The organism is Tissierella sp. MB52-C2, from assembly GCF_030931715.1.
Lineage (GTDB): Bacteria > Bacillota > Clostridia > Tissierellales > Tissierellaceae > Tissierella.
Genome location: NZ_CP133261.1, coordinates 92,935 through 117,850, shown reverse-complemented (window position 1 = coordinate 117,850; position 24,916 = coordinate 92,935). Strand labels below are relative to the sequence as shown.

The window sequence follows — 24,916 nt, the reverse complement described above, 5'->3', positions numbered from 1 at the left end:
GTAAATTATATTCCTATTTTTATAATTTTGCAACCCACGAGAAAATTTGAAAAAGTATTTAACATGATTCTTCAATCTGATATAATAAAGTGTTATAAGTATGATTAAATTTATTAAATAAGGAGAGTTTACATGTATGCTTTGTTTTTAATATTAAATCAAACAGAAAAATTAGATACTATTCTAGAAACACTGTACAATCTAGAGGTAGGAGCAACAACAATTGATAGTATAGGAATGGGTAAAACATTATTGGAACATAATATTAATGAAGGCATTCTTTCTAGTCTTTCAACTATTTTAAATGAAAATAAACCTTATAATAAAACTATAATAAGTGTTATTAATAATGAAAATGTATTAAATGAGGCAATTGATCGTATTAGCAATATTTTAGATATAGATAATAAAAAGGGCATAGGATTTCTATTTGTCTTACCTGTATTGCGATTTCGAGGAGGACATGCATAAAATATATGACTGTAATTTATTACAGTCATTACTACTCCTTTAACTCCACACTAACATATATCTTTAGTATTTCTGTCAATATTAATTTTTCTACCTTTAGCTTGTATTCCTTTTTTTCTATTTTAAAAATTCTCTTATCTACTACTTCTGAAAGTATATCTGTATCTATGCTTTTAACTTCTTTTCCAATTAAAGTATTATATTTTTCTTTTATAGACTTTTCTATATCTATTCTATCTATTTCATCTCCATCAAAGATTAGTTTTATCTCTATATCTTTAAGTATCATATTGGTATCACTAATAGTTTGTTCTAGTTTCTCCAACTTAGCATCTCTATCTTCAATTGTATTCTCTAAATATATTATTGTTTTATGATATTCATCTATTCTGTAGCTAACTAAAGTAGTAAAAACAGCTATCCCCATTAAAACACCTGAGATAAAGCCTGTGAAAAGACATACTATATACCTTGTTCTTCTTACTTTAGCCATATTTCACTACTCCTTTGAATTAACTTAATAAAAGAAAATCCTAAATTTGCTCCTAAAAGTGCTATTAATATATATATCATCTGTTTTATAATGGACTTTAGCTCTCCTTCTAACAAACCTTTATCAATTATTATAAAAGAAGAAAATGTTCCGCCTAAGGCAATGGCAACGGCCCATATTTTAATAGAGCTTGCCACATTTAGCATAGTCCTAAGAGGTGGATTATTAGTTATAATTGCTCCTATTCCTGCGAATACACTTCCTCCAACTACTACGCCAAAAGCAATACAAAAGTTTTGTACTATACTTATATAAAAATCAGACAATATACTCATCTCCCGAAGCAATTCTATTTTATAAGATATGTTTACTTTTTCTGTTTATGTTAGTAATCATATTTTAAGTCTTCTATTTGTTTCAATTACTAACTCTTGAGGATATTAACCTATTTTATAGAAATAAGATTTTTTAATAAATAAAGACCTATGGATTATGTATAATCCATAGGTCTTTATCTGTTAAGTACATAGTTATGCTTTTTTTACAAATTCAGATTTTAGTTTCATGGCTCCAAATCCATCAATTTTACAATCAATATCGTGGTCCCCATCAACTAATTTTATATTTTTCACCTTTGTACCTATCTTTACAGATGATGAACTTCCCTTTACCTTAAGATCCTTAATCACTATTATATCATCACCATCACTAAGTACATTCCCATTGGCATCTTTTACTACCTTCTCATCGGTAGATTCTTGTTGTATATCTGGGTTCCACTCGTGAGCACACTCTGGACAAACAAGAAGGTGTCCATCTTCATAAGTATATTCTGAACTACACTTTGGACAATTTGGTAAGCTTGACATATTTATCTCTCCTTTCATCATTAATTTTTATATAAATTTATAATTTATTTTAGCTTTCCTCATAGGCATATATAGTACCATAGTTCACTTTTATTTACAAATAATCTCAAAGTATATGAAAATTAAAGCATGTCCTCATGTTTAGTTTATTATATTTAGGGAATAAAATAAATACAAATGATAATGGTTATCAATTAGTTATTTATATATAAGGAGGTAGTAAAATGAGATTTGAAGATTATAACCCTCTAGATGAAAAATATTATAGTATTTTAAATGCCGATGGCGAAATTATAAACGAAACAGATATTCCAGCACTGTCCGATGAGGAATTATTATATCTTTATAGGACTATGTTATACACTCGTACAATAGATGAAAAAGCTTTATCATATCAAAGACAGGGAAGGATGCTTACCTATGCTCCTAACACTGGTCAAGAAGCTGCCCAAATAGGCAGTGCCTATGCCATGGATAAGGAAGACTGGTTAGTTCCTGCTTTTAGAGAATTAGGGGCTTGGTTAGTTAGAGGTGTTCCTCTTAAAAACATTTATTTATATTGGTATGGAAATGAATGGGGAAGTTATATGCCAGAAGGTGTAAAAGTACTTCCTGTATCTGTTCCTATAGGTTCTCAATATCAACATGCAGCAGGTATTGGTATGGCAAATAATATTAAAGGAGAGAAAAATGCAGTAGTAACTTATATTGGAGATGGTGGTACTTCCCACGGAGATTTCCATGAGGCTTTAAACTTTGCCGCAGTTTTTAATGCTCCAGTAGTATTTATAATCCAAAATAATCAATACGCTATTTCAGTTGCTAGGGAAAAACAGACTAAGAGTAAAACCTTAGCTCAAAAAGCTATTGCTTATGGTATGCCAGGTATTGTAGTAGATGGCAATGATATATTTGCCATGTATTCTGCTACAAAAGAAGCCATAGATAGAGCTAGAAATGGTGAAGGTCCTACACTCATAGAAGCCTTCACCTATAGATTAGGTGCTCATACTACTTCTGATGATCCTACTTTGTATAGGGAAGATTCTGAAGTAGAAGAATGGAAACATAAAGACCCATTATTAAGATTTAAAAAATATTTATTAAATAAGAATATATTAACAGAGGAATGGGAAGAAAAGATTAAAAAAGAATTAGAAAATGAAGTAATGTCTACTTTCGAATCAATTGAAAATAAATCTGATACTGAAATTGATGATATATTTAAGTATCACTATGAAACACTGCCTCCACAATTAGAGGAACAATTGTTGGAATACAAGTCTTTTTTAGAAGGAGGTAAATAATATGGCTAACACATTAAATATAGTTCAAGCTGTTAATCAAGCTTTAATGAATGAAATGGAAAGTGATGAAACTGTAGTAGTTTATGGTGAAGACGTAGGTCTTGAAGGTGGAGTTTTTAGAGCCACTGTTGGATTGCAAGAGAAGTTTGGAAAGATGAGAGCCTTTGACTCTCCCCTTGCAGAATCTGCCATAGTAGGTACAGCAGTGGGTATGGCAGTTAATGGACTAAAACCAGTTGTAGAAATGCAGTTTATGGGCTTCTCCTATCCTGCCTTTAACCAAATAATATCTCATGTTGCTAGAATGAGAAACCGTAGTAGAGGTAGATATACTTTGCCTATGGTAATTCGTGCTCCTTACGGTGGAGGTATTAGGGCATTGGAACATCACTCTGAAAGTACGGAAGCACTTTATGCTCATATACCAGGGCTCAAAGTCGTTATTCCCTCTACCCCTTATGATGCAAAGGGACTTCTTATAGCAGCAATTAGAGATCCTGACCCAGTTTTATTTCTAGAACCAAAGAGAATATATAGAGCCTTTAAACAAGATATTCCAGAAGACGCTTATACACTTCCTATTGGTAAAGCAAAGGTTGTGGAAGAAGGAGAAGATGTAACTATTATAACTTGGGGTGCAATGGTTAGAGATGTGCAGAAAGCTGCCCAAATGGTAAAAGCCAAAGGAATCCATCCAGAAATAATAGATCTAAGAACCATCGCTCCAATGGACAGAGAGACTTTTGTTCAATCAGTTAAGAAAACTGGAAGAGCCATAGTAGTCCACGAAGCTCCAAAGACTTTAGGTACAGGAGCAGAGATTGTAGCTATTCTAAATGAAAAGGCATTCTTATATTTAGAAGCTCCTCCTACTCGTGTAACAGGATTTGATACTACTTTCCCTCTTCCAAGGGGAGAAAAACATTATATTCCATCTCCTGAAAGAATAGCAAAAACAATTGAAGATTTAGTTAAGTTTTAGTTAGGAGGTATATTATGAAATTTGAATTTCGTTTCCCAGATATAGGTGAAGGTATAAGAGAAGGTACTCTTATGAAATGGTTAGTCCATGAAGGTGAAGATATAGAGGAAGGGCAATCTGTAGCTGAGGTAGAAACAGATAAGGTCACTACAGAAATCCCTTCTGCAAGATCAGGTAAAGTATTAGAATTGAAGTTTGAAGAAGGAGATACTATTGAAGTAGAGCAAATTTTTATTGTAATAGATACTTCTGATGGCTCTTTAGAAAATGAACAAGAACTAAATGAACTATCTGAAAAAGAAGAAGTCGTAGAAGAAGAAACTGCAGGAGTTGTAGGAGAAGTCATAGCTTCCTCAGAAGTGATTCCATCTAGTACTGAAGGTCAAAATATGCTAAAAGAAACAGCTCATAAGAAAAAAGTATTAGCTACTCCTGTAGCTAGAAAAATGGCTAAAGATTTAGGAGTAGATATTCAAATCATAGAAGGAACAGGTCCAAATGGAAGAGTAATGAAGGAAGATATTTTAAATTCTAAGGAAGACACTAAACCGGCTAGGGTAGAAGAACCTAAGACTGAACCAGTAAAAGTAAATTATGATAATAATGAGAAATTGGAAAGAATTCCACTTACAAGAATTAGAAAGACTATTGCAGAGCAAATGTCAAAATCTAGATTTACTATACCTCATACAACTGCAATGGATGAAATAGATGTTTCTAAATTAGTAGAGTTTAGAAATAGGCACAAGGATAGGTTTAAAGCTGAAGATATTAATCTAACTTATTTACCATTTATTATTAAGGCTGTCATAAGAGTACTGAAAGAATTCCCTGAATTTAACTCATCCTTCGATGAAGAAAATCAGGAATTAGTCCTAAAGCATTTCTATCATATTGGTATAGCAACAGATACTGATAGAGGGCTTATGGTACCAGTGCTTCAAGATGCAGATGAAAAAAGTATTGTAGAAATTGCTAAAGAAGTAGAAGATTTAAGTAATAGAGCCAAGGAAAATAAGGCAGAGCTCCATGAATTAAAGGGAAGTACTTTTACTGTAACTAATTATGGTTCAATCGGTGGACTATTTGGTATCCCAATTATTAACTACCCTGAATCAGCAATCCTTGGTATAGGTCGTATTGTAAAGAAACCTATTGTAAAGGATGATGAAATAGTAATTGCCCATATGCTGCCTTTATCTCTATCCTATGACCATAGAATAATTGACGGTGCCAGTGGTGCTCGTTTCCTAAATATGCTAACTCAATTATTATCTAACCCAGAAATACTTTTACTAATGTCATAGAAAGAGAAGGTGATTATATGAGTAAATACGATATTCTTGTTTTAGGCGGAGGCCCGGGAGGTTATGTGGCTGCCATAAGGGCAGCCCAGCTTGGGGCAAAGGTCGCTTTAATAGAAAAAGAAAGATTAGGTGGTGTTTGTCTGAATTGGGGTTGTATACCTACTAAGACAATGCTTAGAACTGCTAAACTCTATAAGGATATTTTAAGAGGAGAAGAATTTGGCATAGTAGGTATTGATGTAGATAATATAAAGGTAGATTGGAATTCTTTAATAAACAGGAAAGATAAAGTAGTTAACCAGCTAGTATCTGGTATAGAATCCCTTATGAAAAAGAATAAAATTGATATTTATGAAGGTATGGGAACTGTTTTAAATAAAAATGAAATTAAAGTAAATGATACTACTCTTTGGGGAAAGAGCCTTATTATAGCCACTGGAGCAAAGGAAAACTTTCCTTCCATAGATGGATTAGATCATATGGTGGAATCTGGTAGAGTTATAAATAGCAAAGGTGCATTAAGTTTAAAAGAAATTCCAGAGGAATTAATAGTAGTTGGCGGTGGAGTCATAGCAGTGGAGTTTGCAACACTTTTTAATTCTCTAGGCTCTAAGGTAACTCTAATTCAAAGATCCAGTAGAATATTGAGTTCTACAGAATCAGAAATGGCCACTACCCTTGAAAGACAGCTTAAAAAATCAGGTATGAATATATTGACCAATACTAAGTTAAAGTCTATATCAAATGATGGAGTTTTAATTGAACACAAAGGTAAGGAAAAGTTATTTAAAGGAGACAAATATCTTGTATCCTTAGGATTGAAGCCACAATTGAAGGGATTAGAAAGTCTAAATCTAAAGCTAGATTCCAAGGGTTTTGTAGAAACAAACGAAAGAATGGAAACTAGTGTAGATGGAGTATATGCCATAGGAGACTTAAATGGTAAATATGCCTTAGCCCATGTAGCTTCCCATGAGGGAGTGATTGCCGCTGAAAATATTATGGGAATGAAATCTAAAGTAGATTATAATATAGTACCTCAATGTATATATACATTCCCTGAGTTAGCTAGTGTAGGGCTTACAGAAGAAGAGGCTAAGGAAAAAGGATATGACGTCATAGTCAGTAAGTTCCCTTTATCAGCCAATGGTAAAGCCTTAGCTGAAGGAGAAAATGTAGGATTTATAAAGATAATAGCAGATAAAAAATATGGTGAAGTCTTAGGCACACATATTATGGCAAGTCATGCTACAGATATGATTGCAGAAGCAGTAATGATTATGAAACTTGAAGGAACAGTCTACGATATTAAGGAAGGAATCCACCCTCATCCTACCTTATCAGAAGCAATGATGGAAGCAGCCTTTGGTGCCATAGATAAACCAATTCATTTTTAAAACTCCCTTTGGAGTACTAGTGTTGCATTAAAAAGATAATTACAGATTGCTATGGAAAAATTTATACAATGAATAAAGAACCTCCTGTGTTAAATTGGTTTTAACTAGAAAACAATTTAACACGGGAGGTTCTTCTTTATGGATCAATATAATAAAACGGTTTTTAATAAAATAACAGAAGTAATTGATCGTAAATATATAATATATAGCATAACATGAATAAAATGGATGGTATGGGTATGACATCCATTTTGTCAAAGCTTAAATTTTACATTAATACAACACTAGTACCGTTCTGGGAGTTTTTTATTTATGAACATGTTTACAAACTACTGTATACGTTATAAACTATAGGCAAATATTAAACAGAAAACTTTTAAAATTAAAAATTATTCTTGAGAATAAAAATATTCTTGAGTTCTAAAGAAAAGGTGCTATATAAGATACAAAGAATTTAAGAGTTATTAATTATGATTAATGTTATAAATTATAGTTTAATGGAGGTAAAAAATGAATATATGGAAGGATATGTCGGGTAAGGAAAAGATTGTAACAGCATTAATTAAATTACCTATAATTTTTTATTTAATTTTTAATTTAAAACTTAATTGGATACAATTGTTACTTTTAGGTCTTCCTATAGTCCTTATTATTAATCTCTTAGTATTTAAGATTTCAAGAAGTTTTTTTAATTTAAAATGAGAATAAAATTATATTGTAAAAAAGCTATAATACAAGGTTTTACCTTGTGTTATAGCTTTTAACTTATAGCGTAATCCAATGTCCTCCAATAGTCCTTTATTCCAGTAACTCTTACATCACCAACAACCCTTATTCTTTCATCTATATTTTCAAGATAAGCTATTTCTAGCTCTATCATATCATATTTATCTTGTAGATCGAATAAATATGTATCCAAATTCAATACATTTCTATTTATTCCCAATAATTATTTATTGACATTCGATAAATAATTACTTATAATCTATTTATTAGTATTTCATGGAGGTGTTTTTATGAAAAAGGGATCGACACTCTTTTTGAGAATCGCTGTTATCCTTATAGGGGTTCCTATTTTCCTTGTATGTATATTCTTGATACCAAAAATAGGGAACTATGCAGCAAGTCTATATCCAGATATGACTTATATAAAATACTTAATTTCGGCCAATTTATATGCTACAGCTGTACCTTTTTATTTTGCTCTATATCAAGCCTTTGAACTTTTAAACTATATTGACAAAAATAAGGCTTTCTCAGAGCTATCTGTAAAAGCCTTAAAAAATATAAAATACTGTGCAATTGCAATTAGTGTATTATATGCAATGAATATTCCCTTCTTTTATCTTATGGCAGAGATAGATGATGCTCCGGGAATTATAGTATTAGGCCTAGTGATTAGCTTTGCTTCTATGGTAATTGCAGTGTTTTCAGCAGTTCTTCAAAAACTTTTAAACGAGGCCGTAGAAATGAAGTCAATTAACGATTTAACCATATGAGGTGAATAACATGGCAATTATAATTAATATTGATGTAATGTTAGCTAAAAGAAAAATGAGTGTAACAGAACTTTCAGAGAAAGTTGGAATAACAATGGCTAATATTTCCATATTGAAGAATGGAAAAGCAAAAGCCATTAGATTATCAACTTTAGAGGCCATATGCAAGGCCTTAGAATGTCAGCCCGGAGATATTCTTGAATATAAAAGTGATATTTAAAAATCTAAAAATCTAGAAGGTGAATTTATGTATGATATTGCTATTATAGGTTCAGGTCCTGCTGGGGCAAACCTTGCACGATTAATAGGAAATAAATATAAAGTTTTATTAATAGATAAAAGGAATTTAGAAAATGAAAATTCCAAAAAAATCTCCCATAAATGTTGTGGAGGTCTATTAGCACCAGATGCTCAAAAGATGCTTGTAAAATTAGGTTTAGGAATACCTAAAGATATATTAGCTGATCCTCAGCTTTTTGCTGTAAGGACTATTGATATGAATAACAATTTAGATAACTTATATCAAAAATTCTATTTCAATATGGATAGAGAAAAGTTCGATAGATGGTTAATTTCCATGATTCCATCTAGTGTTGATAAAATATTTGACTCATGTTTCAAAGGGTTTAATGAAATATCAGAAGGCTATGAAATTAAATATATCCATAATCAACAAGAAATCTCAGCAAAAACAAAGATTATCATAGGTGCAGACGGTGCTTCTTCAAGAATAAGAAATTTAATAAGTAAAAATATTCATATGCCTGAAAGATATATAGCAATTCAAGAATGTCATAAATCTCCTGGCCCTGCACATAATTTTACAGCCATATTCGATGAAGAAATAACGGATTTCTACTCTTGGATAATACCAAAGAATAATTATCTATTACTAGGAGCTGCCCTTAGACCTAGAAATAATACTGCAGAAAAGTACAATCTATTAAAAGCAAAATTAAAAAATCTAGGTTTTGATTTTAGTAATAGTATAAATAGAGAAAGTGCATATATTTACAGACCAAAAAAAATATCACAGTTTTATCTTGGAGCGGATAATATAGCCCTTATTGGAGAAGCTGCTGGGGCCATTAGTCCTAGTTCTGCAGAAGGAATCAGCTATGCACTGAAAACTTCTCTATATCTAGCTGAAAGCCTTGAAAAAGGTATTGACGGATTTCTAAATAGGTATGAAAATAAAGCAAATAATATTAAATTTAATCTAATGGCTAAAAATTTAAAATCTCCAGCTATGTATAATCCTTACATTAGACGACTAGCCATAAAATCAGGCTTATTTAGTATAAAGTAATGTTTTTTACATAAAATCAAAATCTTTACAAAGAATGCGTAAAGAACCAAATAAAGAACATCCCACAAGTATTTCTACCTGTGAGATGTTCTTTTGGAATAAAAAGCCTATCCCTACGTCTCTGTTGACTATTTTTTAGCTTCCTGAGTAATATTGAATATTATTTTTAAATTATACATTCCATATTCAGCAGAAATTTCGTACTCTAATTCCCTTACTTCATCTGTATCATTCTCAGATATAATAAGCTCTATTTTATTATTATCATGGTTATATCTTACTTCTAAAAAATCAACATCTTCGAGAGCTTGTATTACTGGAACTTGTACACCTTCTTCTTTTTCTACCCTCTCCTTATATTTTTTATTTCCTGTTACAGGATCATCCATTTCAAAAGTTGTACCTTCACTTGATACTTTGACTTCTACTGGTTCCTTAAGGGATTGACCGTACATATTAACAAAATAATCACCAGACCAGTCATTATAAGCCCTAGCAGCTAAATCATCTACCTCAGTTAAATCTAGCACATGATTATTATTACAGCTAAAACTTGATAGTTTAGATAGATTCTTAACAAAACTTATATCTTCAACAAAATTATCATCGATACTTAAAAACTCTAAATTAACTAGAGTGCCTAACTCTTCAACATTTACAGGTTCTGTTTTTCTATTACAAAAATGCATATCAATCCATTTTAACTTTGTTGAATGGGATATTGGTTTTACATCTTTAATACCAGCATTATTATAAATATTAAGATGCTCAAGTTCTTTCAGATTTGATAATGGTGTTAAATCAGATATATCATTTCTATCTACTTCAATATATTTAAGTTTAGTTAAATCTTTGATAGGTGATAAATCACTAATACTATTTTCACTTAAATCTATAGACTCTAAGTTTATGGCATATTCAAGTCCTGTTAGATCTTTAATTCCCCTATTAGTTCCACTTATCATTGGTAATGAGTCGGTATCTAGTTCCTTCAAAGACTCCATATCTGTCTTTGTGATTTTATCCTCTTGTTTCTTACCAAGAGATTCTTTAATTGCCTTTCTAAGATTTTCATCTGGTATATTTACTATTTCTTTTTCGCCATTCCTTACCTATCCCAGGGATTTCGGTAAGTCCACACCGTACGTGCGACTTTCACCGCATACGGCGTTCACTCGGTAATATATGTGTGCATAAATAAATCTAATTATCCCCAAATAATTAAATTATTATCCTTATAAAGCTATTAATATTTTAGAGTATAACATGTATCTATGTACTAGTTAAATAGAATCTTTTTATACTTAATTTAGTATTATAATATCTTTCTATAAAAAAAGACCATCATATCTGGAGGACACTGAAAAAGTTCTAGTAAAATAGAATTAAAGGTATATCAACAAGTCAAGTCAATACATATTATTTTGACATAGAAAAGTGTAAATGTTGTTCGTATAAATATGGATGCTATAAAGAAGGTGCAAAAACAAAATCATATTCTGTATTTATACAATCTGTAACCCATCAAGAGTAAATGGATTTTCAAAAAACAGAGTATTTTACGGAGAGAGCAAAAGAATGATATAAAATAGAAGCTAAAAATAGTGAATTAAAACATAGACATGGATATGATGTAGCATCATCTTCAGGTCTAATTGGTATGGAATTACAAGGAGTGCTAACGATATTTGTAGTAAACTTAAAAAGAATAATTACATTAATAAAGTAAATTAAATTTTAATATTATAAGCTTTTAATTTCATTACCTAGATTAAGAATCTAGAAAAATAACTAATGTTTTTCAGTGCCCTCAAATTTTTCATGGTTTTTTTCACCAAGAATGGGTAATATTCTTAATAACCAAATTCATTTAAAAAGGAGAGTCTCATATGAGCAAATATCTTATACTCTACAGACACGGAATGGCAGAAGATAAGGAAAAATCTACAGATGATGATTTAAGGTCCCTTTCACTTAGAGGAAAAAAGTTACTAAAGAAAAGTGTATCTGGATTTAAAACAATGCTAAGTAATCATAAAAATATACAGATTTATTCTAGTCCAAAGCTAAGAGCAAGAGAAACAGCTGAAATGTTATCAGAAGAGCTAGATTTAGAAGATCCAATATACTTAGATTTTCTTGGAACTGGAGGTAGTGTTCGTTTACTTAGAGACCTTGTTACTGATATTGAACCTGACACTGCTGCAATTATAGTCGGCCAACAACCTTTCCTTTCACTTTGGAGCCAAGAACTTTCAGGAACTTTCCTTCGTTTTAAAAAAGGAACTGCAGCCTGCTTCAAACTTCCTGATGAAGGAGGAGAACCTAAGGCTGAGCTAACGTGGTATTTACAAACCCGTGAACTTGTAAAAATTGATGAAAAGTAAAGATTTAATCTAATTCCCAATGGATATATAATTTCATTGGGATTTATTTTTTACAGATTGATAAACCATATATTTACAAATCATTGAATCTCCTATAAACTATAGGTAAATACATAAAAGAGGTGATATTTTGAAAAGTCATGAAGCTTTATTAAATGATTATGCAAAATTATGTGTTAAAGTAGGTATCAATATTCAAAAAGGTCAACCCCTAGTAATCAATGCCCCTATTGAAGGTATTGGATTTGTCAGACTTCTTGCTAAAAATGCATATGAACTTGGTGCCAGTGAAGTTCATGTAAATTGGAATGATGAAGTCCTTACGAAATTAAAGTTTGAAAATGCTCCTATGGAGATATTTGAAAATTTCCCAAAATGGTATGCTGATGGAATGGAAGATTATGCCGAGAAGGGTGCAGGTTTCCTTTCAATTTCAGCCCAAGATCCAGAGCTGCTTAAAGAAATTGATCCAAAGAAAATATCTGCAAGCAATAAATCTTCATCTATTGCCTTAAAAGAATTTAGAAAATATACTATGAATGATATAAACCCTTGGTGTGTAGTATCTATTCCTACTAAATCATGGGCAAAAAGAGTATTCCCTAATGTAGGTGAAGAAGAAGCAGTTGAAAAACTATGGGCTGCCATATTTGATGCTACTCGTATGAACTTAGAAAACCCTGTTGAAGCTTGGGAAGGTCATATGTCTAATTTAAAAGAAAAGGTTGATTTCTTAAACAATAAAAAATTAAAATCTTTACACTATCAATCATCTAATGGAACAGATTTAATAGTAGAATTGCCAGAAGGACATATATGGGCAGGTGGCGGAGCTATTGACTCCAAAGATATTTATTTTGCACCTAATATTCCTACTGAAGAAGTATTTACTATGCCACTAAAAACAGGAGTGAATGGCGTAGTATACAGCACAAAACCTCTAAATTATGGTGGAAAATTAATAGATGATTTTAAACTTACTTTTAAAGATGGAATGGTTATAGATTATGATGCTAAAGTTGGTCGTGATGTATTAAAGGATTTATTTGATATAGATGAAGGTGCAAAACACCTTGGAGAAGTAGCTTTAGTTCCTTTTAGTTCCCCTATTTCTAAATCAAATATAGTCTTTATGAATACACTATTTGATGAAAACGCATCTTGTCACTTTGCCTTTGGTAAAGCTTATCCTACTAATATAGTTGGTGGAGAAAATATGACAGATGAAGAATTAGAAAAACATGGAGTAAATAACTCCCTTACTCACGTAGACTTTATGATTGGTTCAGAAGATATGTCAATTATAGGTGAAACTACAGATGGAGAAAAATTACAAGTATTTGAAAATGGTAATTGGGCATTTTAAAATAAATCTATAAGACAAAGGATAAGCAAATTTGCTTATCCTTTATTATTTCACTTTGGCTTGCTATAAATTAATCCCAATAGGATAATTTTAGAAACATATTTATAATTTTAGTCAATTCACTAAATTCTTCCTGAGAAATCACACCATAGTTCTTACCATATATTCCTCTGGATTCTAAGCTCCATAAGAATGATTTATAGTTAGGATATTCACTGATATTATTTTTTAAAAGATATATAAGATTTTCTAATTTTTGATATCTTAGGGTATTATGATTTTTTTCTTGTTCATACAAAGATAAGTCCAGTATCAATTCCAATGGTATAGTAATCTTATAACGATAGTTATCACTATCATATGGTAAAAAATCATTTTTATAGTTCTCATAGCTTTCACATACTATCCTATACATTATATTTCTCCCTAAACTGTACTAATTGTCTTTCAAATTGTTCTTTTTTTGATTCATATAAATCATTTCTAGACAAAACCTCGAATATTATTTGATTTATTAATTCCTTATTAGCCATATTAATAAGTATATCAATATCCTCTAAATCTTTTTCCTCCAGCCTAATGATTTTACTCACAATTATATCTTCCACTGATAGCAAATAAATATTTAAATATGTAAATTTATCCAACCTTTTAGCTCTTTCTCTAAATTTAGGTGATATCAATGTACTTTCATATTCTAACATATCAAAATCTCTTAATAGTACAAAAACTCGACCTAATTTAGAAGGATAATCTAAATCTATGAAATCAAAGTCTCTAGTGGCTCTTTCAGTATAATCTCCTAGTATACACGCAGATCCTCCTAGGAAATATATATCAAAGGGTTCAATATTAAAAACCTGTGCAACCTTTTCCATGTCAAAAATTCGCTCTTCTAATTCTTCTTTCAAGTTCATATTTATCTCCCATTTATTACATCAATTAATATATATTATGTAAATCATTATTTTAATATATTATATCATATATAGTTTTATAATTCTCTATTCACTATTAAAAAAATATATAAAATACTGTGCAGTTGCAATTAGTATATTATATTCATGGTAATTGGGCATTTTAAAAGCATGGGATATCCCATGCTTTTCTTTTATCATTTTATTTAATTCATATTCTAAAAAGTAATATTTTTGTTTTTTTCTGCAAACCTTTTTACTATTTGTTCTTTTTTTCTCTGAATATCTGTCGTGTTTATAGTTGCTATTACTCCCTCTACTATATTTTTAAACTTTTCGTATGGGATTCCAACAGCCATTTCCTCATCTTTCCATTTTGCTAAAAACCTAGTACTAGGACAAAGTGGAGTTGTATTCAATTTTCCTGTCAAATATGGATAAACCGTAGCCTCAGCGCATATTGCTTGCATCGATGCACCGCTGTTCTCTATCCTGTTACCTTCATGATATACATATCCTTGTTGAATTCTCATGCATTGGTAGGGATTTACCAGCATTATTATAATGTCTGGAGTTATCTCAAATTCTTCTAATGGTCCAACAATTAAGCCATAAGTTTTTGCTCCAGTTCTGTATAATCCCGGAACCCCTTCCCTTACACGTCTTGCTGCTGCAGGAGTTTGATACAAATTATAGGAAAAATATTCTGCTCCTGATTCTATACGACTTGTAGATTCCTCTAAATATAATGCTGTTGTACCCCCATCACAGTTTAAATGCTCAAGTCTTACTTTAAGCTTTCTCCCTCTTGTAGCTTTTTCAACTGCCACACAATATGCAAATGATCCATTAGGCTCTACCCAGTCTATATTATTATATTCTTCTTCCGTAAAGCAAAGTTTTATTCCTACAGGCTTTCTGCTTAAATCCAAAGCACAATTTAAATCTTCACATAATTCTCTTATCATACCAGTATCAAAAGGATCCTGCGGAAATCCATAGGATAATTTTTCGTGTTTAAAAGGCAATTCTATCATCCTCTCTAAAATTTTTTAATCCACATAAATAAGATTAAATTTTGTAAGTCCATTGAAATATAGTAATAGTACTATAGCCATTATATAAATGATATACATAGCTGAAATAATTATCTCTTTCCTATTCATAATAACTTTTCTATAATATGTTCTAGTCTCACTTTTCCCAAAGGCACGTGTCTCCATTGCCATAGAAATCCTTATTCCTTTTCTTACAGCTGTTGCCATCATAGGTATAATATATCTCTGGGATTCCCATATTTTGACCAAAGGGTTTTTGCTTTCACTAACTCCCCTAACCTGATGAGCATGTTTTATTATCTCCATTTCTTGCTTGAAGGTAGGTAAAAATCTATATGCGGTCAAAAATGCATATCCAAATCTAGCTGATATTTTAAAGTATTTAATAAGAACCATAACAAACTCTGAAGGATCAGTTGTTTTTACAAATATAGAAGAATACACACTAATAAGGATTATCCTAAATCCTAAACCGATTACAGTAAGCAGCTGCAGATCCTGCTGACTAAGAAGTCTGGTAATACTTATTACAGTCATAAATCCTACAGACATGATAATAAAGGTTTTAACTGAATTTGCCAACTCCTTAAAGCTCAAGCTGCTGAATAAACTTGCTATAATAAACCCGCTTACTATAAGTACAGTTGAAGCAAAGGGCATAAAATCCAAGGAACCTATTAAGGTAATGATTATAAGTATTATAATCTTTAAAAAGGGATTCATCTTATCTATAAAATAATTATCCTTAATCATAGTTTTTCTCCATTTCTAAATTCTTTTCAAATCCTCCTAAGACCCTTCCAGAATCTCTAATTTTCCCCCGTGATAAAAATATATATCTGTCGCAACTACTTTCTACCAATTCCATGTCATGGGTAATCATTAAAATGGATATACCTTTATTATTTATTTCATATAACAGCTTAAGGAGTTTCTGTAGATTTTCTCTATCCTGCCCATAAGTAGGCTCATCAAGAATTAAGATAGGCTGTCCGTTTATAAGCATACAGGCTGTACTAAGTCTTCTCTTTTGTCCCTGACTAAGAGAAAAGGGGTTCATGTCCTTATGTTCTGAAAGCTCAAATAGTTCTAAGTAGTGCTTTACTTTAGAATCTATATCCTTTTGATTTTCTCCTCTCAATTCCAAGCTTAATGCCATCTCTTTTTCCACTGTCATCTTAATAAATTGATGCTCTGGGTTTTGAAATATCAATCCCATATTTCCGCCTATATCCAATGGTGTCATTTTATTAATATCTACTCCATTTATGAGTATCTGTCCCTTCTCCGGTCTAATAAGCCCCATAAGTATCTTTGTCAAAGTAGACTTTCCTGCGCCATTGGGTCCTACTATTGCTGCAATCTCATTTTTATAAAGACATATACTTATATCATCTAATACTCTTATGCTATTATTATAAGAAAAGGATATTTTAGATACCTCAAGGATAGATTCTTCACTGTTCTCTCTTTTATTTCTTTCAGGAAGTTTCGACTTTTTTGCATAAGACTCCAAAAATATATCCTTATCTATTATTGATGCTCCCTTTTCATCTAAATGTATAACCTCATCAATAATATCTTGAAATTCTTTTACTTTATGTTCTACTATCAATATGGTCTTTCCCATATCTTTTCTTAGTTTTCTTATAAGCTCTATAGTCTCTTGAGTGGATACTGGGTCTAAGTTTGCAGTAGGCTCGTCCATCAATATCAATTCTGGATCGATGGCTAAAATTGAAGAAAGCGCCACCTTCTGCTTTTCTCCTCCAGATAGTTCATTTAATTTTCTTTTCCTCAAATGTTTTATTCCAGTAAGCTCTAATACATTGTCAATAATTCCGTCCATTTCATCAGGATTTATATTGATATTTTCTAAACCAAAGGCAATCTCATCCTCTACTGTAAATGTACATAATTGACTGTCAGGGTCTTGAAACATATATCCTATGTTTCCTGAAATAGCCTCTACCCCTTTCTCTTCAATATTAAGTCCATTATATATGATTTCTCCAGTAATAGTTCCCTCTATGGTTCTTGGTATAACCCTAGCGATGCACATCAATAAGGAACTTTTTCCACAACCGCTGTCTCCACTTAAAAGTGTAATTCTATTTTTTTTAATACTAAAGTTTAGATTATCAAAAACCTTGCCTTTCTCTGGAAAGGCAAGGCTTAAATTTCTTATATGGAGCACTTTTAAGAGTCACTCCTTGCTGCAATTTTAAATCCATTTAATGCACCTGTAGATTTTAATCCCTTACCTATGGCTATAGTTAATCCTGCTCCAAAAATTATAGAGCTTATGACCCTAACTAACAACATTACAGGTACTAGATTTTCATATGAAGCAAATCCAAAAATGAAATAATCTCTTATAGTTACAAAAATCATTGCCAATACTGCTCCTATGGACATTTGTAAGAAATTATATTTCTTATATCCTGATAATGCCATAGCAGCTTCTACACCTACACCTTGTAGTGTTGAGGCTACAATTATATGAATGCCATATGGACTTCCCATAAGCAAGTTAATCAGTCCTGTAAAAAGTGAACCAACAAGACCTGCGCCGGGTTTTCTCATAATATACATAGACAAAAGAGCAGAAATTAAATAAATTCCATAAATGAACGTTCCACCTAAAGGTCCTAACAATGCACTGATTGGCTGATAAACACTATCTATTACAGTAAAAACTACTCCTAATAATGCAGCTATCATTGCCATAACGACTATCTCTTTTAAACTCAAACTTTTACTCACAATATACCTCCTATTTAGTATTTTCATTTCGTTCACGTCCCTCTATAGCTACCCCTAGGGTAGTATAACATTTTTATATTAATTGAGTCAATTAGACAAGCATCCTATAATAAATTTTAATACCTCTTTATTTGATGATAGATATATTAAATACTTATTTTAAATTTAGTATTAAATGGGTAAATATATCATTGAGGATGGTGATATATTTGAAAAGTTTAACATCATATAAAGTTAAAGATATGGAAGTAAAAAACCGAATAGTAATGCCGCCAATGTGTATATATTCTTCTGATGAAGATGGCATGGTTAAGGACTTCCATAGAGTTCATTATACATCTAGAGCCATAGGTGGTGTAGGATTAATTATTGTTGAAGCTACTGGTGTAGTTCCCAATGGCAGAATAACTAGTAATGATCTAGGTATTTGGAGTGATAAACATATAGAGGGGTTAAAATCACTAGTAGATGGTGTAAAATCTTACGGCAGTAAAATAGCCATACAATTAGCCCACGCAGGAAGAAAGTGTGAGTCCAATGATGAGTATATAGTAGCACCTTCAGCCATTCCCTTTAGTGAAAAATATAGGGTCCCTCGTGAATTATCAAAGGAAGAAATCAAGGAAATAATTTTAGCCTTTAGAGATGCTGCAAGGCGTGCCAATGAGGCTAATTTTGATTCTATAGAGATTCATGGAGCCCATGGATATTTAATACATGAATTCTTATCTCCTATTACAAATAAGAGAACTGACGAATATGGTGGCAGCGTAGAAAATAGAACTAGATTCTTAAAGGAAATATTAGAATCTGTCAAAGAAGTATGGCCTAAAGAAAAGCCTATTCTTCTTAGGGTATCTGCGGATGATTATATTGATGGTGGAATTGACAAATACGAAATAGTTAAGATAATCAATGAAGTTAAAGAAAGCATAGACATGGTTCATGTAAGTACTGGTGGACTTGTTAGTGTTAAATTTGACATATTTCCAGGATATCAAGTGTCCCATTCAGATATTATAAGAAAAGAATGTAATATACCTACAATTGCAGTAGGACTTATTAAGGAATTCGACCAAATAGAAGAAATCCTTTATAATAATAGAGCTGATTTAGTAGCCATTGGCAGGGGACTTCTTCGTGATCCATATTTTGTGCTGAATATGGCCTATGATAATAATTTAGATATAAAATATCCCAGACAATATGAAAGAGGGTATTTTTAAACTAGAAATATTAATACAGTTTTTTACTTCCTTTAAAAATAGGGTACTGTTCAAATTGAACAATACCCTATCTCTTTTTAATCAATTTTCTGCTTTCATGCTCTCTACTATAATTTTATCATTTATTCTCTTAAGGGGATATGCTCCTGACAATAAGGCTATAATTGTAGCCCCTATACAAGCAATGATTATATTCTTCCATGGTATAATCCACTGAAACTCTCTAATATTCATCAATATATTAAATAATATATACGCCAGCCCTGTCCCTATAACTCCCCCAAATATCGCTGCATATATACCATAGAAAAGACTTTCAAAGGCTACCATTCTCTTAATCCCAGATTGTGTCATACCCACAGCTTTAATCATAGCAATTTCCTTAGTTCTTAATATAATATTTGTACTTATGGTATTTATTATATTTATTGAACTGATTAGAGTAATTATGGCTACAAAACCATATAAAAATATACTCACTATTATACTTGCTATTCTAGTTTCCTTAGCAACATCCGCATAATCTATATAACTAAACCCTGGCGTTGCTGCCTCTAGTTCATCTAAATAATATCTTATATTTTCGATTTTTCCGTCATCTTTGATCTCAATGGACATTCTTAAATCGGATTCTAGAATTTTAGTATTAGGAGCCTCCTCTATAGTTAGTAAATTATTTAATACTGATTCCGTAGCTATAATATTTATACTACCATTCATATTATATTCCATGCCTAATATTCCCTTATCCAATACACCTGCTACCGTTAATTCTTTATATGCTGTTTCATCTTCTCGCTTATCTCCATAATAAGGTGAATACTGTATTTTATCTCCTGCCTTTAATCGATAACCTTCTATCAAAGAATTTCTATCAGTCTTTTGATTATATGCATAAGTATTGTTTATTACCAATACTCCATTTTCCTTATTTAATTCTTTTATATCTATAGTCCCTTCTTTTAATAGCCCCTTTAACATTTCAAAGTTTTCATCTCCAATAGTAGTTACTTGAACATTATCTATTCTATTTAAATTTCCTTTCTTTTTATCAAGTAAATAAGGAGACATTTCTATCATTTTTTTGCTGATTTTATTTTCTTCAATCAATACCTGACCGTAAGATTGATTTACCTTGTATATTCTTTCTATATCCTCTATTCCTTTTAATTCTCTATAGATTTCCTCTTCTTTGTCATCCATATTTCCAAAGATCACAAAATCTCCCATATCGCTACTTTCTACAACTCCCATCTTAAACATAAAATTTGAGAAACTAGAAAATGTAATGAATAAGGATATACTTATAACCATAGAAAATACAGTGATTATAAATCTCTTTCGATTTCTTCTTAGATTCTTATAGGCAATTTCTCCCTCTACTCCTAAGACTTTTCTTATAAAAACAGAATTCCTTACCTTTTTAAAGTTTTCTTTTTTAAAACTTCCTGTATTCCTAACAGCTTCCAATGCCGATACTTTTCCTGCTCGCTTTGCTGGTCCTATGGCAGACAAAAATACTGTTAGTAACCCCGTTATGGTACTAATTAAAAATACAGTTCCTGATATGGTTATTTTCATATCTTTAAAAAGTGGGATATCTGACTTCAGCAAGCTAATGATATATAAAACTACTCTCATAGCGAATACTCCTGAAAATAATCCAATAGGGATTCCTATTATACTAAGTATCATAGCTTCCTTAAGTACTATTCCTCTAATCTGATTTGGAGTAGCTCCCACTGATCTCAAGAGTCCAAATTGAGCTATTCTCTCTAATACAGAAATATTAAAAGCATTGTATATAACTGCTATAGTAGACACTATAATCAATCCTACTACAAAGGCCAAAAGAACTACCATTGATTTATCAAAGGTCTGACTCATACTCTCAGCATATAACCTTAGTACCCTATAGTTATATTCAAAGTCCTTTTCTGTCTTTCCCAAATCCTTTGCAATTGATGTTATTTTTTCATATGCATCTTTTATATTGGGAATTTTTATATAGGCATTATAGTTTCCTTCTTCTATCTTATTATCTAATCCAATAACACCTTTAGTAACTAAGTTTCCCTTCCAAATATATTGAGGTTTTATAAATCCTACAACTGTATATTCCTTTTCTCCAGTTTTCTCAAAGGTTTCTTTGCTAATTATTTTTCCATCTTTAGTTTTTTCATCATTTCCAATTATCCTATTTCCAATTGTTAATTTTATTTTATCTCCTAGTTTTACCTCTTTGTCAAAGTAATTAGTCATCCAGTACTCTATTGCTATCTCATCTGAATTCTCTGGGAATCTTCCTTCTTTCAAATCAAATGGTAACATTTCTATAGTTTTTTTCTCATATCCCTCTATTTCTATATATCTATAGGGAAGATATAATCCATAATCCTCTCGTTCTTCTTCGGTAGTTTCTTTCACAGCAGCGGAACCTTCAAGTTTTCCAATCCCTACCTCTGATACTCCCACATGATTAGTCAACTTATTTATACCATCCTTATCCATCTCATTAAACTTAGCATGATAAGAACCATTTTCCCTTATGGCATCTGTAATCAATGCACCTCTAGCAGATACTATTATAGTACCTATGGCAGATATTAGTGCTACAGATAAAATAATTCCAAGTATAGTAAGTAGTGTCCTATTTTTCTGTCCCTTTAAATATCTATAGGTGATTTCTTTATAAGATTTCACTATTTACCACCTCGTCTTTTACGATAGATCCATCTTCTATGGTTATTATCCTATCAGCCTGTGATGCAATGTTTAAATCATGAGTTATAAGGATTAATGTTTGGTTATATTTTCTTACGGAAATTTTAAGTAAATCTATGATTTCTTTACTATTTTTAGTGTCTAGGTTTCCTGTAGGTTCATCTGCTAAAACTATGGAAGGACTATAGGACAATGCCCTACCTATGGAAACTCTCTGTTGCTGTCCACCTGAAAGTTCATTTGGAAGATGATGTCTTCTTTCTTGTAATCCAAGAATATTTATTAGTTCTTCAAAATGATCTTTATTTACATTTTTTGTATCTAAAAGCAACGGTAAAAGCATATTTTCTTCTGCAGTAAGAACTGGCACTAGATTATAGAATTGAAAAATAAATCCTACCTTTCTTCTTCTAAATATGGCTAATTTCTTTTCTGAAAGATTATATATATCTACACCATCTACATAGACTTTACCACTTGTTGGTCTGTCTACTCCTCCCAGCAAATGTAATAACGTAGATTTTCCAGAGCCACTAGCCCCTACTACTGCCACAAATTCACCTTGTTTTATAGTTAGATTAACTTTTTTTAAAGCCTCTACTTTAGTATTTCCTGTACCATAGGATTTACATAGGTCTACAACCTTTACTACATCCATCTATTTTCCTCCTATTCATTTTTCTAACTATATTATATAATGTAAACCTTACATTTCAGTGAATATTAAGATTACAATTTAGTAAGAAAGCAAAAGTAGAACTTTCCTATTCGTGTTAAACTACTCCCTTTAGAAAAGTCATTGTAAATTCTGTTCCTTCATTTTTCTTGCTCTTTACAGAAATAGTTCCATCTTGAGATTCCACGATTAGTTTTGCTAGATTTAGCCCTATACCTATACTCTCTGGCTTAACTTCAGAGCTTACTTTATAGAATCTCTCAAAAATATGTGGTAAGTGTTTCTCATCTATACCTTCACCGTTATCCCTTACAATAATGCTACTAAATAGAGGTGTCTCTTCTAAACTAATATTAACCTTTCCCCTACTATGCTCTATAGCGTTCTTTATTATATTTATTAAAGCTTCTCCTGTCCAATCTTTATCTCCATAGAAAATTGCATTTTCATCTTCTTCTATTTCTAAGACCTGATTTTCTAATCTATGGTTCAATGCAGATAAAGCTATATTAAGTATATCTTTTAATAGGGCCTTTTCCTTCTTAAACTCGATTGCTCCTGCTTCTATTCTAGCTACCTTCAATAAATTGATTGTAAGCCATTCCATCCTATCTAATTGAGATTTTTCCTTTTCTAAGAAATTTTGCCTTATACTTAAATCCATATTTTCATCTTCTAATAGAAGATCATTTATTACTATTAAAGAAGATAATGGTGTCTTAAGCTGATGAGAGATATCTGATATCATATTTCTTAGAAATATTTTTTCCCTTTTCAATACGCTCAAACTGTTTTCTAGTCTACCCGCCATTTGATTAAATTGATGGTTTAGTATATTAAAATCTCCTTCTCCTTCCTCAGCTAAATAAATTCCAAAATCCCCCTCTACTACTTTTTCTGATGCAGTATATATATCTTGCACTTTTTTATATATCTTTTTATATTCTCCCTTAAGCATAAGACCTAGAGGAATTATAAAAGAGAGAATTATTAAGGATATAAATATTTGTAGCTTATTACCTTTCAATATTGGTTGGAAGGATTTATTTAGCTCCTCATAATAGCCGTATGATTTTAATATTTCCTGTCCAATTACTATATTTTCTTTAGAAACTTCCTTAGTTATATAGGGAATTATTTCATCCTTTAATTCTGGATGATTCTTTATTATATTTCCAACTAAAGCCACATCCCTTTCTATTATCTTTTTATTTATATTACCTATAGAATTATTTACAACTAGATAACCTACTATAGCAAATATTATCTGCAGCAATATAAGTTTTGATATTATAGATTTGAACTCTTCATTTCTAAGCATTCTATTCTCCCCTTACATCTCTATCCCATATATATCCCACACCTCTTATGGTTTTTATATATAGAGGCTCAGATGAATTTTCCTCTATCTTTTCTCGGAGTCTTCTTATATATACCGATAATGAATTATCATCTACAAACTCTCCATCTACATCCCACAGATTTTCTAATATCTTTGTCCTAGATAATACTTGATGGGAATTATTCATTAGAATATTTAACAGCTTATATTCTGAGGGGGTTAATTGAACTAATTCCCCTTTGATATATGCCTTATATTCTATTAAATTCAACCTAATATCTCCAGATACTAGAATATCCCTTTGAGTAACACTAGATACCCTTCTAAGGACTGCTTTGATTCTAGAGATCAACTCCTTTATCCTAAATGGCTTAGTTATATAATCATCTCCACCTATATCTAATCCCATTACTATATTCACTTCTTCATCTTGAGCTGTCAGAAATATAATTGGTGTTGTTTTATCTTTTCTTATATATTTACATAGTTCAAATCCATTTCCATCTGGTAATCCAATATCCAATATTATTAAATCATAGTCTATTTTATCTGCTAGTTCTTTTCCTTTAGAAAATGTATTTGCCACATCTGCTATATATCCTTCATTTTTTAAAGTATATTCTATTCCCATGGCCAAAGTAGCATCATCTTCTACTAAAAGTATCTTAATCATATAAACACCTCTTTCATTACTAATATTATAACAAAATATTAATAGCTTTCTAATTAACTTTAAATTTATTGATTTTTTGAATTATAATTATATCATTAACTAATCTAATAAAATATAGTGATGTAATGTAATATAATATGATGAATT

Annotated in this window: 27 protein-coding genes and 1 pseudogene; 13 read left to right on the top strand and 15 right to left on the bottom strand. The window is 31.1% G+C overall.

The features are described from left to right. Positions 1–132 precede the first annotated feature (132 nt). Positions 133–471, top strand: coding sequence for a hypothetical protein (locus RBU61_RS00565; RefSeq protein ID WP_308877453.1), 339 nt, complete (start codon positions 133–135; stop codon positions 469–471). Positions 472–502: 31 nt separating this feature from the next. On the opposite strand, the gene RBU61_RS00560 is transcribed toward RBU61_RS00565, so the two are convergent. From RBU61_RS00560 to RBU61_RS00550, 3 genes are all read right to left on the bottom strand, one after another. Beyond that, positions 503–964 (bottom strand): hypothetical protein, encoded by a 462-nt coding sequence (locus RBU61_RS00560; RefSeq protein WP_308877452.1) that lies wholly within the window; start codon positions 962–964, stop codon positions 503–505. Continuing rightward, a complete protein-coding gene (locus tag RBU61_RS00555) occupies positions 952–1,290 on the bottom strand; it encodes a YtrH family sporulation protein (RefSeq protein WP_374212470.1) in 339 nt (112 codons plus the stop codon). Before RBU61_RS00555 ends, RBU61_RS00560 begins: the two co-directional genes overlap by 13 nt. A 204-nt stretch (positions 1,291–1,494) precedes the next feature. Then, on the bottom strand, positions 1,495–1,833 hold the full coding sequence (locus RBU61_RS00550; protein WP_308877450.1) for a zinc ribbon domain-containing protein YjdM: 339 nt from the start codon (positions 1,831–1,833) through the stop codon (positions 1,495–1,497). Between the two features lie 224 nt (positions 1,834–2,057). Here RBU61_RS00550 and pdhA point away from each other — a divergent pair, with 224 nt between their 5' ends. From pdhA to RBU61_RS00525, 5 genes are all read left to right on the top strand, one after another. Beyond that, positions 2,058–3,140, top strand: coding sequence for a pyruvate dehydrogenase (acetyl-transferring) E1 component subunit alpha (pdhA, locus tag RBU61_RS00545; protein ID WP_308877449.1), 1,083 nt, complete (start codon positions 2,058–2,060; stop codon positions 3,138–3,140). A 1-nt stretch (position 3,141) separates the two neighbouring features. Continuing rightward, entirely contained in the window at positions 3,142–4,122 is a 981-nt protein-coding gene (locus tag RBU61_RS00540; RefSeq protein ID WP_308877448.1) for an alpha-ketoacid dehydrogenase subunit beta, read from the top strand. Between the two features lie 14 nt (positions 4,123–4,136). Next, positions 4,137–5,429 (top strand): dihydrolipoamide acetyltransferase family protein, encoded by a 1,293-nt coding sequence (locus RBU61_RS00535; protein ID WP_308877447.1) that lies wholly within the window; start codon positions 4,137–4,139, stop codon positions 5,427–5,429. A 17-nt stretch (positions 5,430–5,446) separates the two neighbouring features. Then, positions 5,447–6,826 carry a dihydrolipoyl dehydrogenase gene (gene lpdA, locus RBU61_RS00530; protein WP_308877446.1) on the top strand — a complete coding sequence of 460 codons (1,380 nt, stop codon included), beginning with the start codon at positions 5,447–5,449 and terminating at the stop codon, positions 6,824–6,826. A gap of 510 nt (positions 6,827–7,336) precedes the next feature. Then, on the top strand, positions 7,337–7,528 hold the full coding sequence (locus tag RBU61_RS00525) for a hypothetical protein (RefSeq protein WP_308877445.1): 192 nt from the start codon (positions 7,337–7,339) through the stop codon (positions 7,526–7,528). A 58-nt stretch (positions 7,529–7,586) separates the two neighbouring features. Here the strand turns inward: RBU61_RS00525 and RBU61_RS00520 are convergent, their stop codons facing one another. Then, entirely contained in the window at positions 7,587–7,745 is a 159-nt protein-coding gene (locus RBU61_RS00520) for a hypothetical protein (RefSeq protein ID WP_308877444.1), read from the bottom strand. A gap of 97 nt (positions 7,746–7,842) precedes the next feature. Between RBU61_RS00520 and RBU61_RS00515 the strand changes: the two genes are divergently transcribed. From RBU61_RS00515 to RBU61_RS00505, 3 genes are read left to right on the top strand one after another with little or no spacing between them, the layout of a single operon-like run. After that, entirely contained in the window at positions 7,843–8,325 is a 483-nt protein-coding gene (locus RBU61_RS00515; protein ID WP_308877442.1) for a DUF2975 domain-containing protein, read from the top strand. A 10-nt stretch (positions 8,326–8,335) separates the two neighbouring features. Beyond that, complete coding sequence (locus tag RBU61_RS00510; RefSeq protein WP_154440707.1) at positions 8,336–8,545, top strand: helix-turn-helix transcriptional regulator; 210 nt, start codon at positions 8,336–8,338, stop codon at positions 8,543–8,545. A gap of 27 nt (positions 8,546–8,572) precedes the next feature. Beyond that, positions 8,573–9,634 (top strand): FAD-binding protein, encoded by a 1,062-nt coding sequence (locus tag RBU61_RS00505; RefSeq protein ID WP_308877441.1) that lies wholly within the window; start codon positions 8,573–8,575, stop codon positions 9,632–9,634. A gap of 128 nt (positions 9,635–9,762) precedes the next feature. Here RBU61_RS00505 and RBU61_RS00500 read toward each other — a convergent pair whose 3' ends face one another. Beyond that, positions 9,763–10,629 (bottom strand): leucine-rich repeat domain-containing protein, encoded by an 867-nt coding sequence (locus RBU61_RS00500; RefSeq protein ID WP_308877440.1) that lies wholly within the window; start codon positions 10,627–10,629, stop codon positions 9,763–9,765. Between the two features lie 392 nt (positions 10,630–11,021). Between RBU61_RS00500 and RBU61_RS00495 the strand changes: the two are divergent. The 3 genes and pseudogenes from RBU61_RS00495 to RBU61_RS00485 form a co-directional block, all read left to right on the top strand. Beyond that, positions 11,022–11,363 (top strand): annotated as a pseudogene (locus RBU61_RS00495) (transposase); the annotation flags it as partial. A gap of 160 nt (positions 11,364–11,523) precedes the next feature. Beyond that, a complete protein-coding gene (locus RBU61_RS00490; protein ID WP_308877439.1) occupies positions 11,524–12,021 on the top strand; it encodes a histidine phosphatase family protein in 498 nt (165 codons plus the stop codon). Positions 12,022–12,151: 130 nt separating this feature from the next. After that, positions 12,152–13,387, top strand: coding sequence for an aminopeptidase (locus RBU61_RS00485; RefSeq protein ID WP_308877438.1), 1,236 nt, complete (start codon positions 12,152–12,154; stop codon positions 13,385–13,387). 70 nt (positions 13,388–13,457) lie between these two features. Here RBU61_RS00485 and RBU61_RS00480 read toward each other — a convergent pair whose 3' ends face one another. The 6 genes from RBU61_RS00480 to RBU61_RS00455 form a co-directional block, all read right to left on the bottom strand. Next, positions 13,458–13,802 (bottom strand): hypothetical protein, encoded by a 345-nt coding sequence (locus tag RBU61_RS00480; RefSeq protein ID WP_308877437.1) that lies wholly within the window; start codon positions 13,800–13,802, stop codon positions 13,458–13,460. Continuing rightward, positions 13,795–14,304: a DUF6036 family nucleotidyltransferase gene (locus RBU61_RS00475; RefSeq protein ID WP_308877436.1), complete on the bottom strand. Its 510-nt coding sequence runs from the start codon at positions 14,302–14,304 to the stop codon at positions 13,795–13,797. Before RBU61_RS00475 ends, RBU61_RS00480 begins: the two co-directional genes overlap by 8 nt. 218 nt (positions 14,305–14,522) lie before the next feature. Further along, positions 14,523–15,332 (bottom strand): DUF169 domain-containing protein, encoded by an 810-nt coding sequence (locus RBU61_RS00470; protein WP_308877435.1) that lies wholly within the window; start codon positions 15,330–15,332, stop codon positions 14,523–14,525. A 24-nt stretch (positions 15,333–15,356) separates the two neighbouring features. Continuing rightward, positions 15,357–16,115 carry an energy-coupling factor transporter transmembrane component T gene (locus tag RBU61_RS00465; RefSeq protein WP_308877434.1) on the bottom strand — a complete coding sequence of 253 codons (759 nt, stop codon included), beginning with the start codon at positions 16,113–16,115 and terminating at the stop codon, positions 15,357–15,359. Next, positions 16,108–17,559 (bottom strand): energy-coupling factor transporter ATPase, encoded by a 1,452-nt coding sequence (locus RBU61_RS00460; RefSeq protein ID WP_308877433.1) that lies wholly within the window; start codon positions 17,557–17,559, stop codon positions 16,108–16,110. Before RBU61_RS00460 ends, RBU61_RS00465 begins: the two co-directional genes overlap by 8 nt. Before the next feature lie 2 nt (positions 17,560–17,561). Then, entirely contained in the window at positions 17,562–18,128 is a 567-nt protein-coding gene (locus RBU61_RS00455; RefSeq protein WP_308877432.1) for an ECF transporter S component, read from the bottom strand. Positions 18,129–18,337: 209 nt separating this feature from the next. On the opposite strand from RBU61_RS00455, the gene namA reads away from it, so the two are divergent. Next, a complete protein-coding gene (namA, locus tag RBU61_RS00450) occupies positions 18,338–19,354 on the top strand; it encodes an NADPH dehydrogenase NamA (RefSeq protein ID WP_308877431.1) in 1,017 nt (338 codons plus the stop codon). A gap of 81 nt (positions 19,355–19,435) precedes the next feature. On the opposite strand, the gene RBU61_RS00445 is transcribed toward namA, so the two are convergent. The 4 genes from RBU61_RS00445 to RBU61_RS00430 all read right to left on the bottom strand — a co-directional run bounded on the left by RBU61_RS00445 (position 19,436) and on the right by RBU61_RS00430 (position 24,769). Beyond that, positions 19,436–22,057 carry an ABC transporter permease gene (locus RBU61_RS00445; RefSeq protein ID WP_308877430.1) on the bottom strand — a complete coding sequence of 874 codons (2,622 nt, stop codon included), beginning with the start codon at positions 22,055–22,057 and terminating at the stop codon, positions 19,436–19,438. Next, positions 22,044–22,736, bottom strand: a complete 693-nt coding sequence (locus RBU61_RS00440; protein WP_308877429.1) for an ABC transporter ATP-binding protein — start codon at positions 22,734–22,736, stop codon at positions 22,044–22,046. Before RBU61_RS00440 ends, RBU61_RS00445 begins: the two co-directional genes overlap by 14 nt. 115 nt (positions 22,737–22,851) lie before the next feature. Further along, the gene (locus RBU61_RS00435; RefSeq protein WP_308877428.1) at positions 22,852–24,075 is read right to left on the bottom strand and encodes a HAMP domain-containing sensor histidine kinase; all 1,224 of its coding nucleotides are present in this window, start codon (positions 24,073–24,075) and stop codon (positions 22,852–22,854) included. Between the two features lies 1 nt (position 24,076). Beyond that, a complete protein-coding gene (locus RBU61_RS00430; protein WP_308877427.1) occupies positions 24,077–24,769 on the bottom strand; it encodes a response regulator transcription factor in 693 nt (230 codons plus the stop codon). Positions 24,770–24,916: the final 147 nt, after the last annotated feature.

What these genes read in the sequence shown, in the direction of transcription:
- RBU61_RS00465 (WP_308877434.1), bottom strand. Translation starts at nt 16,115, where the DNA reads ATGATTAAGGATAATTATTTTATAGATAAGATGAATCCCTTTTTAAAG.
- RBU61_RS00490 (WP_308877439.1), top strand. Translation starts at nt 11,524, where the DNA reads ATGAGCAAATATCTTATACTCTACAGACACGGAATGGCAGAAGATAAG.
- RBU61_RS00540 (WP_308877448.1), top strand. Translation starts at nt 3,142, where the DNA reads ATGGCTAACACATTAAATATAGTTCAAGCTGTTAATCAAGCTTTAATG.
- RBU61_RS00550 (WP_308877450.1), bottom strand. Translation starts at nt 1,833, where the DNA reads ATGTCAAGCTTACCAAATTGTCCAAAGTGTAGTTCAGAATATACTTAT.
- RBU61_RS00430 (WP_308877427.1), bottom strand. Translation starts at nt 24,769, where the DNA reads ATGATTAAGATACTTTTAGTAGAAGATGATGCTACTTTGGCCATGGGA.
- RBU61_RS00565 (WP_308877453.1), top strand. Translation starts at nt 133, where the DNA reads ATGTATGCTTTGTTTTTAATATTAAATCAAACAGAAAAATTAGATACT.
- RBU61_RS00515 (WP_308877442.1), top strand. Translation starts at nt 7,843, where the DNA reads ATGAAAAAGGGATCGACACTCTTTTTGAGAATCGCTGTTATCCTTATA.
- RBU61_RS00560 (WP_308877452.1), bottom strand. Translation starts at nt 964, where the DNA reads ATGGCTAAAGTAAGAAGAACAAGGTATATAGTATGTCTTTTCACAGGC.
- RBU61_RS00440 (WP_308877429.1), bottom strand. Translation starts at nt 22,736, where the DNA reads ATGGATGTAGTAAAGGTTGTAGACCTATGTAAATCCTATGGTACAGGA.
- lpdA (WP_308877446.1), top strand. Translation starts at nt 5,447, where the DNA reads ATGAGTAAATACGATATTCTTGTTTTAGGCGGAGGCCCGGGAGGTTAT.
- RBU61_RS00505 (WP_308877441.1), top strand. Translation starts at nt 8,573, where the DNA reads ATGTATGATATTGCTATTATAGGTTCAGGTCCTGCTGGGGCAAACCTT.
- RBU61_RS00535 (WP_308877447.1), top strand. Translation starts at nt 4,137, where the DNA reads ATGAAATTTGAATTTCGTTTCCCAGATATAGGTGAAGGTATAAGAGAA.
- pdhA (WP_308877449.1), top strand. Translation starts at nt 2,058, where the DNA reads ATGAGATTTGAAGATTATAACCCTCTAGATGAAAAATATTATAGTATT.
- RBU61_RS00475 (WP_308877436.1), bottom strand. Translation starts at nt 14,304, where the DNA reads ATGAACTTGAAAGAAGAATTAGAAGAGCGAATTTTTGACATGGAAAAG.
- RBU61_RS00510 (WP_154440707.1), top strand. Translation starts at nt 8,336, where the DNA reads ATGGCAATTATAATTAATATTGATGTAATGTTAGCTAAAAGAAAAATG.
- RBU61_RS00480 (WP_308877437.1), bottom strand. Translation starts at nt 13,802, where the DNA reads ATGTATAGGATAGTATGTGAAAGCTATGAGAACTATAAAAATGATTTT.
- RBU61_RS00435 (WP_308877428.1), bottom strand. Translation starts at nt 24,075, where the DNA reads ATGCTTAGAAATGAAGAGTTCAAATCTATAATATCAAAACTTATATTG.
- RBU61_RS00525 (WP_308877445.1), top strand. Translation starts at nt 7,337, where the DNA reads ATGAATATATGGAAGGATATGTCGGGTAAGGAAAAGATTGTAACAGCA.